7 protein-coding genes, 25 tRNA genes, 3 rRNA genes and 2 pseudogenes are annotated in these 13020 nt (G+C 44.6%); 32 read left to right on the top strand and 5 right to left on the bottom strand.

From position 1 onward, the window contains the following. Window positions 1-9 precede the first annotated feature (9 nt). Window positions 10-1301, bottom strand: a pseudogene (locus G4D76_RS04365) (glutamate-1-semialdehyde 2,1-aminomutase). A 151-nt stretch (window positions 1302-1452) separates the two neighbouring features. Between G4D76_RS04365 and bcp the strand changes: the two are divergent. From bcp to perR, 4 genes and pseudogenes are all read left to right on the top strand, one after another. Then, on the top strand, window positions 1453-1899 hold the full coding sequence (bcp, locus tag G4D76_RS04360) for a thioredoxin-dependent thiol peroxidase (RefSeq protein ID WP_213810647.1): 447 nt from the start codon (window positions 1453-1455) through the stop codon (window positions 1897-1899). Between the two features lie 5 nt (window positions 1900-1904). Beyond that, on the top strand, window positions 1905-2084 hold the full coding sequence (locus G4D76_RS14555) for a hypothetical protein (protein WP_250130181.1): 180 nt from the start codon (window positions 1905-1907) through the stop codon (window positions 2082-2084). Window positions 2085-2098: 14 nt separating this feature from the next. Next, window positions 2099-2836, top strand: a complete 738-nt coding sequence (locus G4D76_RS04355) for an NAD(P)-dependent oxidoreductase (RefSeq protein ID WP_250130180.1) — start codon at window positions 2099-2101, stop codon at window positions 2834-2836. 76 nt (window positions 2837-2912) lie between these two features. Continuing rightward, a pseudogene (perR, locus tag G4D76_RS04350) lies at window positions 2913-3375 on the top strand (peroxide-responsive transcriptional repressor PerR). Window positions 3376-3454: 79 nt separating this feature from the next. Here perR and G4D76_RS04345 read toward each other — a convergent pair. After that, on the bottom strand, window positions 3455-3850 hold the full coding sequence (locus tag G4D76_RS04345) for a DUF2614 family zinc ribbon-containing protein (protein WP_213810646.1): 396 nt from the start codon (window positions 3848-3850) through the stop codon (window positions 3455-3457). 654 nt (window positions 3851-4504) lie between these two features. Between G4D76_RS04345 and G4D76_RS04340 the strand changes: the two genes are divergently transcribed. The 28 genes from G4D76_RS04340 (at window position 4505) to G4D76_RS04205 (ending at window position 11811) form a co-directional block, all read left to right on the top strand. Beyond that, window positions 4505-6053, top strand: a 16S ribosomal RNA gene (locus G4D76_RS04340). A 140-nt stretch (window positions 6054-6193) separates the two neighbouring features. Then, window positions 6194-6270 (top strand) — tRNA-Ile (locus G4D76_RS04335). 15 nt (window positions 6271-6285) lie between these two features. Continuing rightward, window positions 6286-6361: transfer RNA gene (locus G4D76_RS04330), tRNA-Ala, on the top strand. Window positions 6362-6503: 142 nt separating this feature from the next. Continuing rightward, window positions 6504-9389, top strand: a 23S ribosomal RNA gene (locus G4D76_RS04325). An 83-nt stretch (window positions 9390-9472) separates the two neighbouring features. Further along, window positions 9473-9587 (top strand): 5S ribosomal RNA (rrf, locus tag G4D76_RS04320). The 16S, 23S and 5S rRNA genes sit together here with 25 tRNA genes alongside, the layout of an rRNA operon. A 76-nt stretch (window positions 9588-9663) precedes the next feature. Beyond that, window positions 9664-9739 (top strand) — tRNA-Val (locus G4D76_RS04315). 4 nt (window positions 9740-9743) lie between these two features. Continuing rightward, window positions 9744-9819, top strand: a tRNA-Thr gene (locus G4D76_RS04310). Window positions 9820-9830: 11 nt separating this feature from the next. Beyond that, a tRNA-Lys gene (locus tag G4D76_RS04305) sits at window positions 9831-9903 on the top strand. A gap of 11 nt (window positions 9904-9914) precedes the next feature. Then, a tRNA-Leu gene (locus G4D76_RS04300) sits at window positions 9915-9999 on the top strand. A gap of 33 nt (window positions 10000-10032) precedes the next feature. Continuing rightward, window positions 10033-10107 (top strand) — tRNA-Gly (locus G4D76_RS04295). A gap of 6 nt (window positions 10108-10113) precedes the next feature. After that, window positions 10114-10202, top strand: a tRNA-Leu gene (locus G4D76_RS04290). A 20-nt stretch (window positions 10203-10222) separates the two neighbouring features. Continuing rightward, window positions 10223-10296: transfer RNA gene (locus G4D76_RS04285), tRNA-Arg, on the top strand. Window positions 10297-10306: 10 nt separating this feature from the next. Beyond that, window positions 10307-10380, top strand: a tRNA-Pro gene (locus G4D76_RS04280). Window positions 10381-10406: 26 nt separating this feature from the next. Further along, window positions 10407-10482: transfer RNA gene (locus tag G4D76_RS04275), tRNA-Ala, on the top strand. Between the two features lie 41 nt (window positions 10483-10523). After that, window positions 10524-10600, top strand: a tRNA-Met gene (locus G4D76_RS04270). A 5-nt stretch (window positions 10601-10605) separates the two neighbouring features. Then, a tRNA-Ile gene (locus G4D76_RS04265) sits at window positions 10606-10682 on the top strand. Window positions 10683-10702: 20 nt separating this feature from the next. Then, window positions 10703-10795 (top strand) — tRNA-Ser (locus G4D76_RS04260). Window positions 10796-10816: 21 nt separating this feature from the next. Beyond that, a tRNA-Met gene (locus G4D76_RS04255) sits at window positions 10817-10888 on the top strand. A gap of 26 nt (window positions 10889-10914) precedes the next feature. Further along, a tRNA-Asp gene (locus G4D76_RS04250) sits at window positions 10915-10990 on the top strand. A 30-nt stretch (window positions 10991-11020) separates the two neighbouring features. Continuing rightward, window positions 11021-11096, top strand: a tRNA-Phe gene (locus G4D76_RS04245). A 5-nt stretch (window positions 11097-11101) separates the two neighbouring features. Continuing rightward, a tRNA-Thr gene (locus G4D76_RS04240) sits at window positions 11102-11174 on the top strand. A 9-nt stretch (window positions 11175-11183) separates the two neighbouring features. Then, window positions 11184-11264, top strand: a tRNA-Tyr gene (locus tag G4D76_RS04235). Window positions 11265-11271: 7 nt separating this feature from the next. Then, window positions 11272-11342 (top strand) — tRNA-Trp (locus G4D76_RS04230). Between the two features lie 9 nt (window positions 11343-11351). Continuing rightward, window positions 11352-11427, top strand: a tRNA-His gene (locus tag G4D76_RS04225). A 4-nt stretch (window positions 11428-11431) separates the two neighbouring features. Further along, window positions 11432-11503, top strand: a tRNA-Gln gene (locus G4D76_RS04220). A gap of 17 nt (window positions 11504-11520) precedes the next feature. After that, a tRNA-Cys gene (locus G4D76_RS04215) sits at window positions 11521-11591 on the top strand. Between the two features lie 16 nt (window positions 11592-11607). Beyond that, window positions 11608-11679, top strand: a tRNA-OTHER gene (locus G4D76_RS04210). Window positions 11680-11726: 47 nt separating this feature from the next. Continuing rightward, a tRNA-Leu gene (locus tag G4D76_RS04205) sits at window positions 11727-11811 on the top strand. Window positions 11812-11929: 118 nt separating this feature from the next. Here the strand turns inward: G4D76_RS04205 and G4D76_RS16615 are convergent. Genes G4D76_RS16615 through G4D76_RS04190 form a run of 3 tightly spaced genes read right to left on the bottom strand, consistent with a single transcriptional unit; the run spans window position 11930 to window position 12985 of the window. Beyond that, window positions 11930-12154 (bottom strand): hypothetical protein, encoded by a 225-nt coding sequence (locus G4D76_RS16615; protein WP_213810645.1) that lies wholly within the window; start codon window positions 12152-12154, stop codon window positions 11930-11932. Between the two features lie 23 nt (window positions 12155-12177). Beyond that, window positions 12178-12621, bottom strand: a complete 444-nt coding sequence (locus tag G4D76_RS04195; protein ID WP_213810644.1) for a site-specific integrase — start codon at window positions 12619-12621, stop codon at window positions 12178-12180. Then, the gene (locus G4D76_RS04190; RefSeq protein WP_213810643.1) at window positions 12602-12985 is read right to left on the bottom strand and encodes a tyrosine-type recombinase/integrase; all 384 of its coding nucleotides are present in this window, start codon (window positions 12983-12985) and stop codon (window positions 12602-12604) included. Before G4D76_RS04190 ends, G4D76_RS04195 begins: the two co-directional genes overlap by 20 nt. Window positions 12986-13020 lie beyond the last annotated feature (35 nt).

Below are 13020 nucleotides of genomic sequence, written 5' to 3'. Positions count from 1 at the left end.
CACCAACTCCTAAAGGTCATTTTTGAAAACTTCTTCAACTATAGCAAGTGTATCATCAATATCTTTATCTGTATGTTCTGTCGTTAAGAACCACGCTTCGTATTTCGAAGGTGCGATATTGATACCGCGGCTGATAAGTCCTCTGAAGAACTTCGCAAACACTTCGCCGTCGCTTCTTTCAGCCTGTTTGTAATTTTTCACTTCTTCATCAGTAAAGTAAATTGTCAATGCACCGACCAGGCGGTTAATGTTAGCAGTGACGTTATATTTTCAATTAAATCGTTAAGTCCGGACTCAAGTTTCTCACCGAGCCTGTCGAGTTCATCATAAACACCGGGCTGTTCGAGTACTTCGAGACATGCGATACCTGCAGCCATGGACAGCGGATTACCCGCCATTGTTCCGGCCTGGTATGCAGCGCCGAGTGGTGCAACACTTTCCATAATATCAAGTCTGCCGCCGTAAGCGCCGATTGGTGTACCGCCGCCGATAATTTTACCCATGGCAGTTAAATCCGGAGTAACTCCAACAATGTCGGTAGCTGAGCCGTACCCGAAACGGAATGCGGTGATGACTTCATCGTAAATAACCAGCGAACCGTTGTCGTGTGAAATATCGTTAACGGCTTGTAAAAATCCATCTTCTGCTTCAACGATACCGAAGTTACCGACTATAGGTTCAACTAGTACTGCTGCAATTTCATCGCCGAAATGATTGATTGCAGTTTTAAAATCTTCAATATTATTGAAAGGGACGGTAATTACATCCTGTGCAACACTTTTAGGTACGCCGGCAGAGTCCGGTGTGCCGAGCTGGGAAGGGCCGCTGCCTGCTGCAACAAGAACCAGATCAGAGTGACCGTGGTAACAGCCTTCAAATTTAATTACTTTATTGCGTCCTGTATAAGCACGGGCTACACGGATAGTCGTCATTACAGCTTCTGTTCCTGAGTTGACGAAGCGGACACGTTCTAATGAAGGAATTGCATTACGCAGTTTTGTCGCAAAGTCGATTTCGAGCTGAGTCGATGTTCCGTAAAGGATACCTTTACTTGACTGCTCAGTAATTGCTTCATGAATTCTTGGGTGTGCATGTCCTGTAATAATTGGACCATACGCAGCAAGGTAGTCGATATATTTGTTGCCGTCGACATCGAAGAAGTAGGCGCCTTCTGCTCTTTCCATAACCAGCGGTGCACCGCCGCCTACAGCTTTGTAAGATCTTGATGGTGAATTGACACCGCCTAAAATGACTTCTTCAGCAGCGATTTGCAGTTTCTTTGAATTCGTATGATTATACATAATTTCATCCTTACTTTACGTCAATTTTATTCATTCAATATAATACCATACATCGGGTAATTATTTAAGGAAGTAGAATGGTTTAAAGTATTCAGGAGAAAGGGTATTATATATGTATAGATTAATTAATGATGAAAAGGATGACTTATAAATGGAGAAATTTCCAAAGTTTGAATTAGAAAACCAGAATGGTGAAATCGTATCTAATGATTCATTAAAAGGACGGACAGTAATTTATTTTTATCCGAAAGATAATACACCTGGGTGTACAACACAGGCATGCGATATGAGAGACAGCATGACGGATTTGAATGAACTTGATGTAACTGTATACGGTGTAAGCGGGGACAGTAAAAAGAAACATCAGAACTTTATCGAAAAGCACAGCTTAAACTTCGACTTATTAGTCGATGAAGACTTTAAACTGTCTGAGGAGACAGGCGTATACGGACCGAAGAAAGCATTTGGCAAAGAATTTAATGGTATTACGCGTACAACATTTGTAATTGATGCTGACTCGAACATCTTGAAACGTTTCGATAAAGTGAAGGCATCGACGCATGCAGATGAGCTGAAAAATTTTCTGAAAGAGGGATAATCATCATGAATATTACTTCAACTGTTAAACCAAGAGAAGAAATGATTGAGAAAATAGACGGAGAATATAACTACTTATATGTAGAGAAAGAAAATATGACCGGTAAAATCAAAGCGGAAACTGATATTTTCGTTACATACGGCGGTGATTTAACTGACGGTGAGCGGAGCAGTTTAAAAATCTGAAATGGGTGCACGTGATGAGTGCGGGCATCGATGAGATTCCGAAAGAATTTTTTGATAAAGCGATTGTAACAAATTCAACGGGTATTCATAAAATACCGATGACGGAATTTGCGGTCGGCATGCTGCTTCAGTACTATAAGAATTTTAATCAGCTGCATGAAGCTCAAAAGAATAAAGAGTGGATAACTTATTCACGTTCAGAGGAATTATACGGCAAAGAAGCTCATATTCTTGGAACGGGGAGTATCGGCAGTCATCTTGCTAAAGCACTGCAAATTTTCGGAGTGCGCACGGTCGGTTATAATACTAACGGGCGTTCAATAGAAGGTTTTGATCAGACTCATGCAATCAGCGAGTTGAATTCCCAAATCGGCAGTGCAGATATGATGGTGAATATTTTGCCAAGTACCGGGGAGACGACTAACTTCCTGCAGACTGCTACATTCAAAGCGATGAAAGATGAAGCGGTATTTCTAAATATCGGGCGGGGAACAGTAATGACGGATGAGGTGCTTATTGAAGTACTTGAACAGAAATACATTGCACATGTTTTATCGGACGTATTTAATGAAGAACCGCTGCCGGCAGACAGCCCGTTATACAGCTTTGATAATCTGACAATCACACCGCATTGTTCAGCGAAGACCCGGATGTATAATTTCAGAGCTTTTGACATCTTCACGTACAATCTAATGCGCATGAATAACGAGTCTGAAATGAAAAATGTTATCGATTATAATAAAGGGTATTAATAATGTTTGACAATGATTTTATATTCAAAGTACAATATATATTAGGTATATATAAATAGAAGGAAGGATCAGTCATATGAAGATGATAGATACTCATCATGACCATTTCGCAGAGTCTCTTGAGGCGCTCAAAAAAACAGGCGTGAGAATCACACCTCAAAGAAAAGCTGTTCTCAATTATCTGGTTGAGAGTGAAGTGCATCCGACTGCCGATGATATATTTCAATCACTGTCCAGCGACTTTCCAAATATGAGTGTCGCGACAGTATAATAACTTAAAATTATTTAAACAGACTGGACTGGTTAAAGAACTGACTTACGGTGATTCATCAAGCCGTTTTGATTTTAACTCAGTACCGCACTATCATATCATCTGCAGCGAATGCGGTAAGATTACAGATTTTCAATATCCGGCACTAGAAGAAGTGGAGCACCTTGCAGGTTTGGTTACTGATTATGATGTCAGTCATCATCGTTTAGAAATCTATGGTGTCTGTCCTGAATGCAGCGGCAGCGAGACAAGTAATCCAAACAGCTAAAACCAGTTCCTTCTATATAAACGGTATAAAAAGAACATAACCAAAAAGTCCCGGTGCAAAATGCACCGGGACTTTTTGGTTATTCGTTAGTGTTATCTCTTTCGCGTATCTCTTCAAGTTTCTTCTCTCTGCGGTGCTTAACATTGTAATCAATATTGAATTCTTCTCCTTCAAGTTCCTGATCTAATGTTAAAGGTTCTTTACAGTGCTGGCAGTAATCAACTCTGCCGAGAATTTTCGTATGACGTTCGCAGTTCGGACATTGAACAGTCACTGTACGTGCACTGATCATACCGACCCAGAAGTAGATAACGAAACTGAGCAGAAGAGGGATTGTACCCAACACTAGAAAAATCAGCATTACCCAGGGAGTCTCTCTGAAGAATATACCTAAGTACATTACAGCCATACCTATGAATATCATAGCAAGGGCCCAGCCGCGTATACGCATTATTTTGTTACCGGTTTTTTTCATTTATGTCACCTCTAAAATTATTCTATACTTTCTTAGGCTTATATGATAGTATATATCAAGTATTCGTTTTGCATATTTAACACCCCGTTACGAAGTTGTAACATTTCTAAACAAGATGTTAAATTAAATTAGAAAAGAGTGTTGACGAAACAAACGATACTTGGTAAGATATAGAAGTTGTCAAAAGACGACGCAACAAAAACTTAACAGACTTTAATAAGATGTTAAAAAATATTAATAATCTGTTGCATCTGTAAAACAGACGTGTTATGATATGTAAGTCGTCCAAAGGCGACACAACATCACTTAACAAACGCTTGAAATTAAGTGTTGCATCTGATAATCGGATGTGCTAAGATATAAAAGTCGTGTCAAACACGATGTAATCAAAACTTTATAATCTTAACAAAAACTTAATAAAAGCTGTTGCATCTGTAAAACAGACATGTTAAGATAACTAAGCAGTCAACGAGATTGCAAGCACCACACAAAACTTCACAAGAGAACATTGAAAACTGAATGACAATATGTCAACGTTTTAATTCCGAATGAAAAAGTCTTCTATTATATAGGAGCACACATTGAGGCGAACAATTCAAACGCAAACGAGATACTGTCAGCAGTATCACAAAGAGCTTAAGTTTAAGTTCTCCAATCATGGAGAGTTTGATCCTGGCTCAGGATGAACGCTGGCGGCGTGCCTAATACATGCAAGTCGAGCGCAAAGATCAGGAGCTTGCTCCTGTGATTTGAGCGGCGGACGGGTGAGTAACACGTAGGCAACCTACCCTTGAGATTGGGATAACTACCGGAAACGGTAGCTAATACCGGATACGACCTTTCCACATAAGTGGAATTGTTAAAAGGCGGATTTATCTGCCGCTCATGGATGGGCCTGCGGTGCATTAGCTAGTTGGTGAGATAGTAGCTCACCAAGGCGACGATGCATAGCCGACCTGAGAGGGTGATCGGCCACACTGGGACTGAGACACGGCCCAGACTCCTACGGGAGGCAGCAGTAGGGAATCTTCCGCAATGGACGAAAGTCTGACGGAGCAACGCCGCGTGAGTGATGAAGGGTTTCGGCTCGTAAAACTCTGTTGTTAAGGAAGAATACTTGAGGTAGTAACTGGCCTTGAGATGACGGTACTTAACCAGAAAGCCACGGCTAACTACGTGCCAGCAGCCGCGGTAATACGTAGGTGGCAAGCGTTATCCGGAATTATTGGGCGTAAAGCGCGCGTAGGCGGTAAAATAAGTCTGATGTGAAAGCCCCCGGCTCAACCGGGGAGGGTCATTGGAAACTGTTTTACTTGAGTACAGAAGAGGAGAGTGGAATTCCATGTGTAGCGGTGAAATGCGCAGAGATATGGAGGAACACCAGTGGCGAAGGCGGCTCTCTGGTCTGTTACTGACGCTGAGGTGCGAAAGCGTGGGGATCAAACAGGATTAGATACCCTGGTAGTCCACGCCGTAAACGATGAGTGCTAAGTGTTGGGGGTTTCCGCCCCTCAGTGCTGCAGCTAACGCATTAAGCACTCCGCCTGGGGAGTACGACCGCAAGGTTGAAACTCAAAGGAATTGACGGGGACCCGCACAAGCGGTGGAGCATGTGGTTAATTCGAAGGAAGCAACGAACCTTACCAAATCTTGACATCCTCTGACAACTGTAGAGATACAGCTTCCCTTCGGGGCAGAGTGACAGGTGGTGCATGGTTGTCGTCAGCTCGTGTCGTGAGATGTTGGGTTAAGTCCCGCAACGAGCGCAACCCTTAAGTTTAGTTGCCATCATTAAGTTGGGCACTCTAGACTGACTGCCGGTGACAAACCGGAGGAAGGTGGGGACGACGTCAAATCATCATGCCCCTTATGATTTGGGCTACACACGTGCTACAATGGACAGGTTACAAAGGGCAGCAACGCCGCGAGGCCAAGCGAATCCCATAAAACTGTTCTCAGTTCGGATTGGAGTCTGCAACTCGACTCCATGAAGCTGGAATCGCTAGTAATCGTAGATCAGCATGCTACGGTGAATACGTTCCCGGGTCTTGTACACACCGCCCGTCACACCACGGAAGTCGATAACACCTGAAGCCGGTGGGCCAACCATTTATGGAGGCAGCCGTCGAAGGTGGGATGGATGACTGGGGTGAAGTCGTAACAAGGTAGCCGTATCGGAAGGTGCGGCTGGATCACCTCCTTTCTAAGGAATATATGGAGCATCTACTTGTTAGATGGACCATTCGGAAAAACGTTTTGACATATTGTATTCAGTTTTGAATGTTTCTTTAATGAAGCTTTCTAGTATTTTTAATATAATAATATACTCATTCATTATTTAATGGGCCTATAGCTCAGTTGGTTAGAGCGCACGCCTGATAAGCGTGAGGTCGGTGGTTCGAGTCCACCTAGGCCCACCATTAAATATACGATATGGGGGCTTAGCTCAGCTGGGAGAGCGCCTGCCTTGCACGCAGGAGGTCAGCGGTTCGATCCCGCTAGTCTCCACCATTTTTATTATATTACTAATTTATGTACATTGAAAACCGTATAGAAGTAAAGAGAAGAATAAAACGATTTCAAATCGAGCAAGAAGAATTGAAAACGAGAACGCAAACGTATCTATAAGATACACTCACACAAATTTCATTACGATTAAGTAGTGAAGGGCGCATGGCGGATGCCTAGGTAGCAAGAGCCGATGAAGGACGGAACAAACACCGATATGCTTCGGGGAGCTGTAAGTAAGCTTTGAACCGGAGATTTCCGAATGGGGAAACCCAATACCGCGAGGTATTACCACAGTGTGAATACATAGCACTGTTGGAGGACACCTGGAGAACTGAAACATCTTAGTATCCAGAGGAAGAGAAAGAAAAATCGATTCCCTAAGTAGCGGCGAGCGAACGGGGAAGAGCCCAAACCAGCTTCGGCTGGGGTTGTAGGACGTTCACAACGGATTTAAAGACTTAGACGAATGGTCTGGGAAGGCCAACCGCAGGGGGTAAGAGTCCCGTAGTTAAAAAGTCGATAAATTTAGAACGTATCCTGAGTACGGCGGAACACGAGGAATTCCGTCGGAATCCGGGAGGACCATCTCCCAAGGCTAAATACTCCTTGCTAACCGATAGTGAACCAGTACCGTGAGGGAAAGGTGAAAAGCACCCCGGAAGGGGAGTGAAATAGATCCTGAAACCATGCGCTTACAAGTAGTCAGAGCCCGTTAATGGGTGATGGCGTGCCTTTTGTAGAATGAACCGGCGAGTTACGAATATATGCAAGGTTAAGCAGATGATGTGGAGCCGCAGCGAAAGCGAGTCTGAATAGGGCGAATGAGTATATGTTTGTACGCGAAACCAGGTGATCTACCCATGACCAGGCTGAAGTTCAGGTAACACTGAATGGAGGGCCGAACCGACTTACGTTGAAAAGTGACCGGATGAGTTGTGGGTAGGGGTGAAATTCCAATCGAACCTGGAGATAGCTCGTTCTCTCCGAAATATATTTAGGTATAGCCTCATATTAGCATCGTGGAGGTAGAGCACTGTTTGGATGAGGGGCCCATCCCGGGTTACCGAGTTCAGACAAACTCCGAATGCCACAGATGTGATGTATGGGAGTCAGACAGTGGGTGATAAGGTCCATTGTCGAGAGGGAAACAGCCCAGACCACCAGTTAAGGTCCCCAAATATATGTTAAGTGGAAAAGGATGTGGCGTTGCACAGACAACTAGGATGTTGGCTTAGAAGCAGCCATCATTTAAAGAGTGCGTAATAGCTCACTAGTCAAGTGACGCTGCGCCGAAAATGTACCGGGGCTAAACATATTACCGAAACTGTGGATTAAAATTTATTTTAATGGTAGGAGAGCGTTCTAAGTGCGGCGAAGCATGATCGTAAGGACATGTGGAGCGCTTAGAAGTGAGAATGCCGGTGTGAGTAGCGAAAGACGGGTGAGAATCCCGTCCACCGAACGACTAAGGTTTCCAGAGGTAGGCTCGTCCGCTCTGGGTAAGTCGGGACCTAAGCCGAGGCGATAAGCGTAGGCGATGGACAACAGGTAGAAATTCCTGTACCAGTAAGATTGCATTTGAGTGATGGAGTGACGCAGAAGGAAAAGATGAGCGCGCGGAAGGAAGAGCGCGTCCAAGCCATAAGGCTGCATGTTAGGCAAATCCGGCATGCATTAAGGCTAAGTGGTGATGGGGAGCCGAAAATAGTAGGCGAAGCATATGGACTCACACTGCCAAGAAAAGCTTCTAGCAAGTAATCATACTGCCCGTCCGTAAACCGACACAGGTAGTTGGGAAGAGAATTCTAAGGTGAGCGAGCGAACTCTCGTTAAGGAACTCGGCAAAATGACCCCGTAACTTCGGGAGAAGGGGTGCTTATAGCAATATAAGCCGCAGTGAATAGGCCCAAGCGACTGTTTACCAAAAACACAGGTCTCTGCCAAACCGAAAGGTGAAGTATAGGGGCTGACGCCTGCCCGGTGCTGGAAGGTTAAGAGGAGTGCTTAGCGCAAGCGAAGGTACGAATTGAAGCCCCAGTAAACGGCGGCCGTAACTATAACGGTCCTAAGGTAGCGAAATTCCTTGTCAGGTAAGTTCTGACCCGCACGAAAGGCGTAACGATTTGGGCACTGTCTCAACGAGAGGCTCGGTGAAATCATAGTACCTGTGAAGATGCAGGTTACCCGCGACAGGACGGAAAGACCCCGTGGAGCTTTACTGTAATTTGATATTGAATCTTGACTCCACCTGTACAGGATAGGTGGGAGCCGATGAAGCATGGACGTTAGTCTATGTGGAGGCAATGGTGGGATACCACCCTGGTGTGGTTGAGATTCTAACCCGCAGCCGTGATCCGGCTGGGAGACAGTGTCAGATGGACAGTTTGACTGGGGCGGTCGCCTCCTAAAGAGTAACGGAGGCGCTCAAAGGTACCCTCAGAATGGTTGGAAATCATTCACAGAGTGTAAAGGCATAAGGGTGCTTGACTGCGAGACCTACAAGTCGAGCAGGGTCGAAAGACGGACTTAGTGATCCGGTGGTTCCGCATGGAAGGGCCATCGCTCAACGGATAAAAGCTACCCCGGGGATAACAGGCTTATCTCCCCCAAGAGTTCACATCGACGGGGAGGTTTGGCACCTCGATGTCGGCTCATCGCATCCTGGGGCTGTAGTCGGTCCCAAGGGTTGGGCTGTTCGCCCATTAAAGCGGTACGCGAGCTGGGTTCAGAACGTCGTGAGACAGTTCGGTCCCTATCCGTCGTGGGCGTAGGAAATTTGAGAGGCGCTGTCCTTAGTACGAGAGGACCGGGATGGACATACCACTGGTGTACCAGTTGTCGTGCCAACGGCATAGCTGGGTAGCTACGTATGGACGGGATAAATGCTGAAAGCATCTAAGCATGAAGCCCCCCTCAAGATGAGATTTCCCCAATAGATGCCTCAGAGACTATGAGGTTGATAGGTTTGGCGTGTAAGTGTGGCAACACATTCAGCGGACAAATACTAATCCATCGATGACTTATTCAAAAGTAAGACCAGAAATTAAAAGAGTGCGTTCACTCTTCTCGATACTTCTATCCGGTTTTGAATGTATATACATTCACTAATAGTCTGGCGGCGATGGCGGAGAGGCCACACCTGTTCCCATGTCGAACACAGCAGTTAAGCTCTCCAGCGCCGATGGTAGTTGGACTGACGTCCCGCAAGAGTAGGACGCTGCCAGGCTGTTACATATTTTAAAAAACAATTGAAAATAATGATTGATTTATCAATCGATATATAAGATAATAGTATCTTACATGGAGAATTAGCTCAGCTGGGAGAGCATCTGCCTTACAAGCAGAGGGTCGGCGGTTCGAACCCGTCATTCTCCACCATGTAGCCGGCCTAGCTCAATTGGTAGAGCAACTGACTTGTAATCAGTAGGTTGGGGGTTCAAGTCCTCTGGCCGGCACCATCTCTTAACAAGAGCCATTAGCTCAGTTGGTAGAGCATCTGACTTTTAATCAGAGGGTCGCAGGTTCGAATCCTGCATGGCTCACATTTAGATACGCGGGTATGGCGGAACTGGCAGACGCACTAGACTTAGGATCTAGCGCTTTAGGGCGTGGGGGTTCGACTCCCTTTACCCGCACCATTTTAAAATTAACTTATACAAATAGTATAGTCAGCGGAAGTAGTTCAGTGGTAGAACATCACCTTGCCAAGGTGGGGGTCGCGGGTTCGAATCCCGTCTTCCGCTCCAGTTTAAGCCGGGGTGGCGGAACTGGCAGACGCACAGGACTTAAAATCCTGCGATAAGTGATTATCGTACCGGTTCGATTCCGGTCCTCGGCACCATTTAAATTTAATAATGCAATGCGCCCATAGCTCAATTGGATAGAGCGTCTGACTACGGATCAGAAGGTTAGGGGTTCGACTCCTCTTGGGCGCGCTTATAGAAACGGGAAGTAGCTCAGCTTGGTAGAGCACTTGGTTTGGGACCAAGGGGTCGCAGGTTCGAATCCTGTCTTCCCGACTCTTTTAAAAATGAAATATTATAATGGGGGCTTAGCTCAGCTGGGAGAGCGCCTGCCTTGCACGCAGGAGGTCAGCGGTTCGATCCCGCTAGTCTCCACCATTATTTAAAAAGTCAAAGTTATAGTGAAAATAATTTAACTCGGCGGCGTAGCTCAGCTGGCTAGAGCGTACGGTTCATACCCGTGAGGTCGGGGGTTCGATCCCCTCTGCCGCCACCATTTTTGGACCTTTAGCTCAGTTGGTCAGAGCAAACGGCTCATAACCGTTGGGTCGCAGGTTCGAGTCCTGCAAGGTCCACCATAGCTTAAACTTAATATCGCGGAGGAATACCCAAGTTCGGCTGAAGGGATCGGTCTTGAAAACCGACAGGGGCTTAACGGCTCGCGGGGGTTCGAATCCCTCTTCCTCCGCCATTTTTAATTTAATATTATTATCGCGGGATGGAGCAGTGGTAGCTCGTCGGGCTCATAACCCGGAGGTCGAAGGTTCGAATCCTTCTCCCGCAATTATTTTTTTGAAAGTTTATAAATAAGGTCCCGTGGTGTAGCGGTTAACATGCCTGCCTGTCACGCAGGAGATCGCGGGTTCGATTCCCGTCGGGACCGCCATTTTTAATTAATGAAAACTTCACATATAGTGGTTTAGTAGCTCAGTTGGTAGAGCATGTGATTGAAGCTCACAGTGTCGGCGGTTCGATTCCGTCCTGAACCACCATTTAAGCCGGCCTAGCTCAATTGGTAGAGCAACTGACTTGTAATCAGTAGGTTGGGGGTTCAAGTCCTCTGGCCGGCATTTTTTTACGGAAGGGTAGCGAAGTGGCTAAACGCGGCGGACTGTAAATCCGCTCCTTCGGGTTCGGCAGTTCGAATCTGCCCCCTTCCATTAGTATAGGGGTATCGTATAATGGTAATATAGAGGTCTCCAAAACCTTTGATGTGGGTTCGATTCCTACTACCCCTGCATTTTATGGCGATTGTGGTGAAGTGGTTAACACACCGGATTGTGGTTCCGGCATACGTGGGTTCGATCCCCATCAGTCGCCCCATTTTTGGGCTGTAGCCAAGCGGTAAGGCAACGGGTTTTGGTCTCGTGACGCGAAGGTTCGAATCCTTCCAGCCCAGTTTTTATAGTTTCCTTTGGCGCCATAGCCAAGTGGTAAGGCAGAGGACTGCAAATCCTCTATCACCGGTTCAAATCCGGTTGGCGCCTTAAACAATACTTTTATGCGGAAGTAGTTTAGTGTTCAGAACATGCTTCTTCCTGAAGCAAGACATAGGTTCAAATCCTATCTTCCGCTTTATACTTTTAAACTAATTAGACAGCTAATTAGTCTTTTTTTAATTAGCCACCGTGGCGGAACAGGCAGACGCGTTGGACTCAAAATCCAATTCTCGTTAAGAGAGTGTCGGTTCGATCCCGACCGGTGGTATAACTCTTATAGTTTTAAAAAGTTTTTATAGCCTTAAACGTTGTTACAGCAATGTTTTGGGCTTTTTTATTTACTTTTAAATAGTTGTAAATAGCAGTCTGTTGGTCACAAAAAAGTCTCATAGTTTAGCACTGATTTTCTTACTCAGATTCTCTTCCATGTTCTGTTTTTCTGGCAGCTGGTGCCTGTATGTTTTCCTCAATTGATCCGCACTCGCATGGCCTAAAAATTTATATACAAAATCTTCACTTAAACCATCCGATAAGAATATAGAGCCTAATGTATGTCTTAATACGTAAATTGTTATTGGTCTGTCTATAAAGCTCCTGGTTAAGTAATTCAATCGTTTATTGACCGTTTCATTACTTAGAAAACTACTTCCACGTTGGAAATATAACCGCTAATATTTCTAGGTAGTGCATCTATTTTTCTTTGCAAAGTACGGATATCCCTTTCGCTAACTTTTAATACTCTGTCGGCATGTTCATTTTTTGTACCAGGCAGATGTATGGTTGAGTTAATTAAATTGATGTCATCATACTTCATTCGGATTAAATCAGAATGCCTGGCAGCGGTAAATGATGCTAAATATAATGCGACAGATTCCAAGGTATCATCTAACTTGGCTTTTCGCTTTATCCCTTTAAACTCTGATAATGAAACAAATTTATCTTCTTCTTTTTTAGCGTTGTCTGTGAAGTTCAATTCGATATTGTAAGTAAAATCTTTTGTAATTAAACCTTCATACTCAGCATCGCGAATTGCATTTGATATATGGCCATGTACCTTCTCAACATTTTCTTTCGACATACCTTTCTTTTTGTCCTTTTATTTTCTGCTTCGAGACCGAACCAGTTAATAAACTTTTGATATTCAATCTTTTTATCTCTTTCAATTTTCTTTTCTTAAAATAGATATTGATGTACTTCAAAGTATAGTCGTAATTTCGAATGGTATTAACGGATAGACCAGTGGTCTTTACATCCTTCCAGGTCTCAAAGTAATCCGTGAAGGTAAGACCATGCGTAGTGTTAATTCCTTTCTTTAATTCAAATTTTAAATCCTCTTCAGCATCTTCGGCATCTCGCCGATCTTCCCATTTATGACTTCTATAACGTTCTCCCTCGTAATAAAAATCATAACCATATTTTTTCCCGCGTTTAGTTACTGCCATTTAATTCACTCCTATAAAATAGTAGGGTAGACGAG

The sequence above is a fragment of the Jeotgalicoccus sp. WY2 genome, assembly GCF_018437745.1.
Classification (GTDB): Bacteria; Bacillota; Bacilli; order Staphylococcales; family Salinicoccaceae; genus Jeotgalicoccus; species Jeotgalicoccus psychrophilus.
The sequence above is the reverse complement of the archived record's forward strand: the minus strand, read 5'-3'. Positions and strand labels throughout refer to the sequence as shown.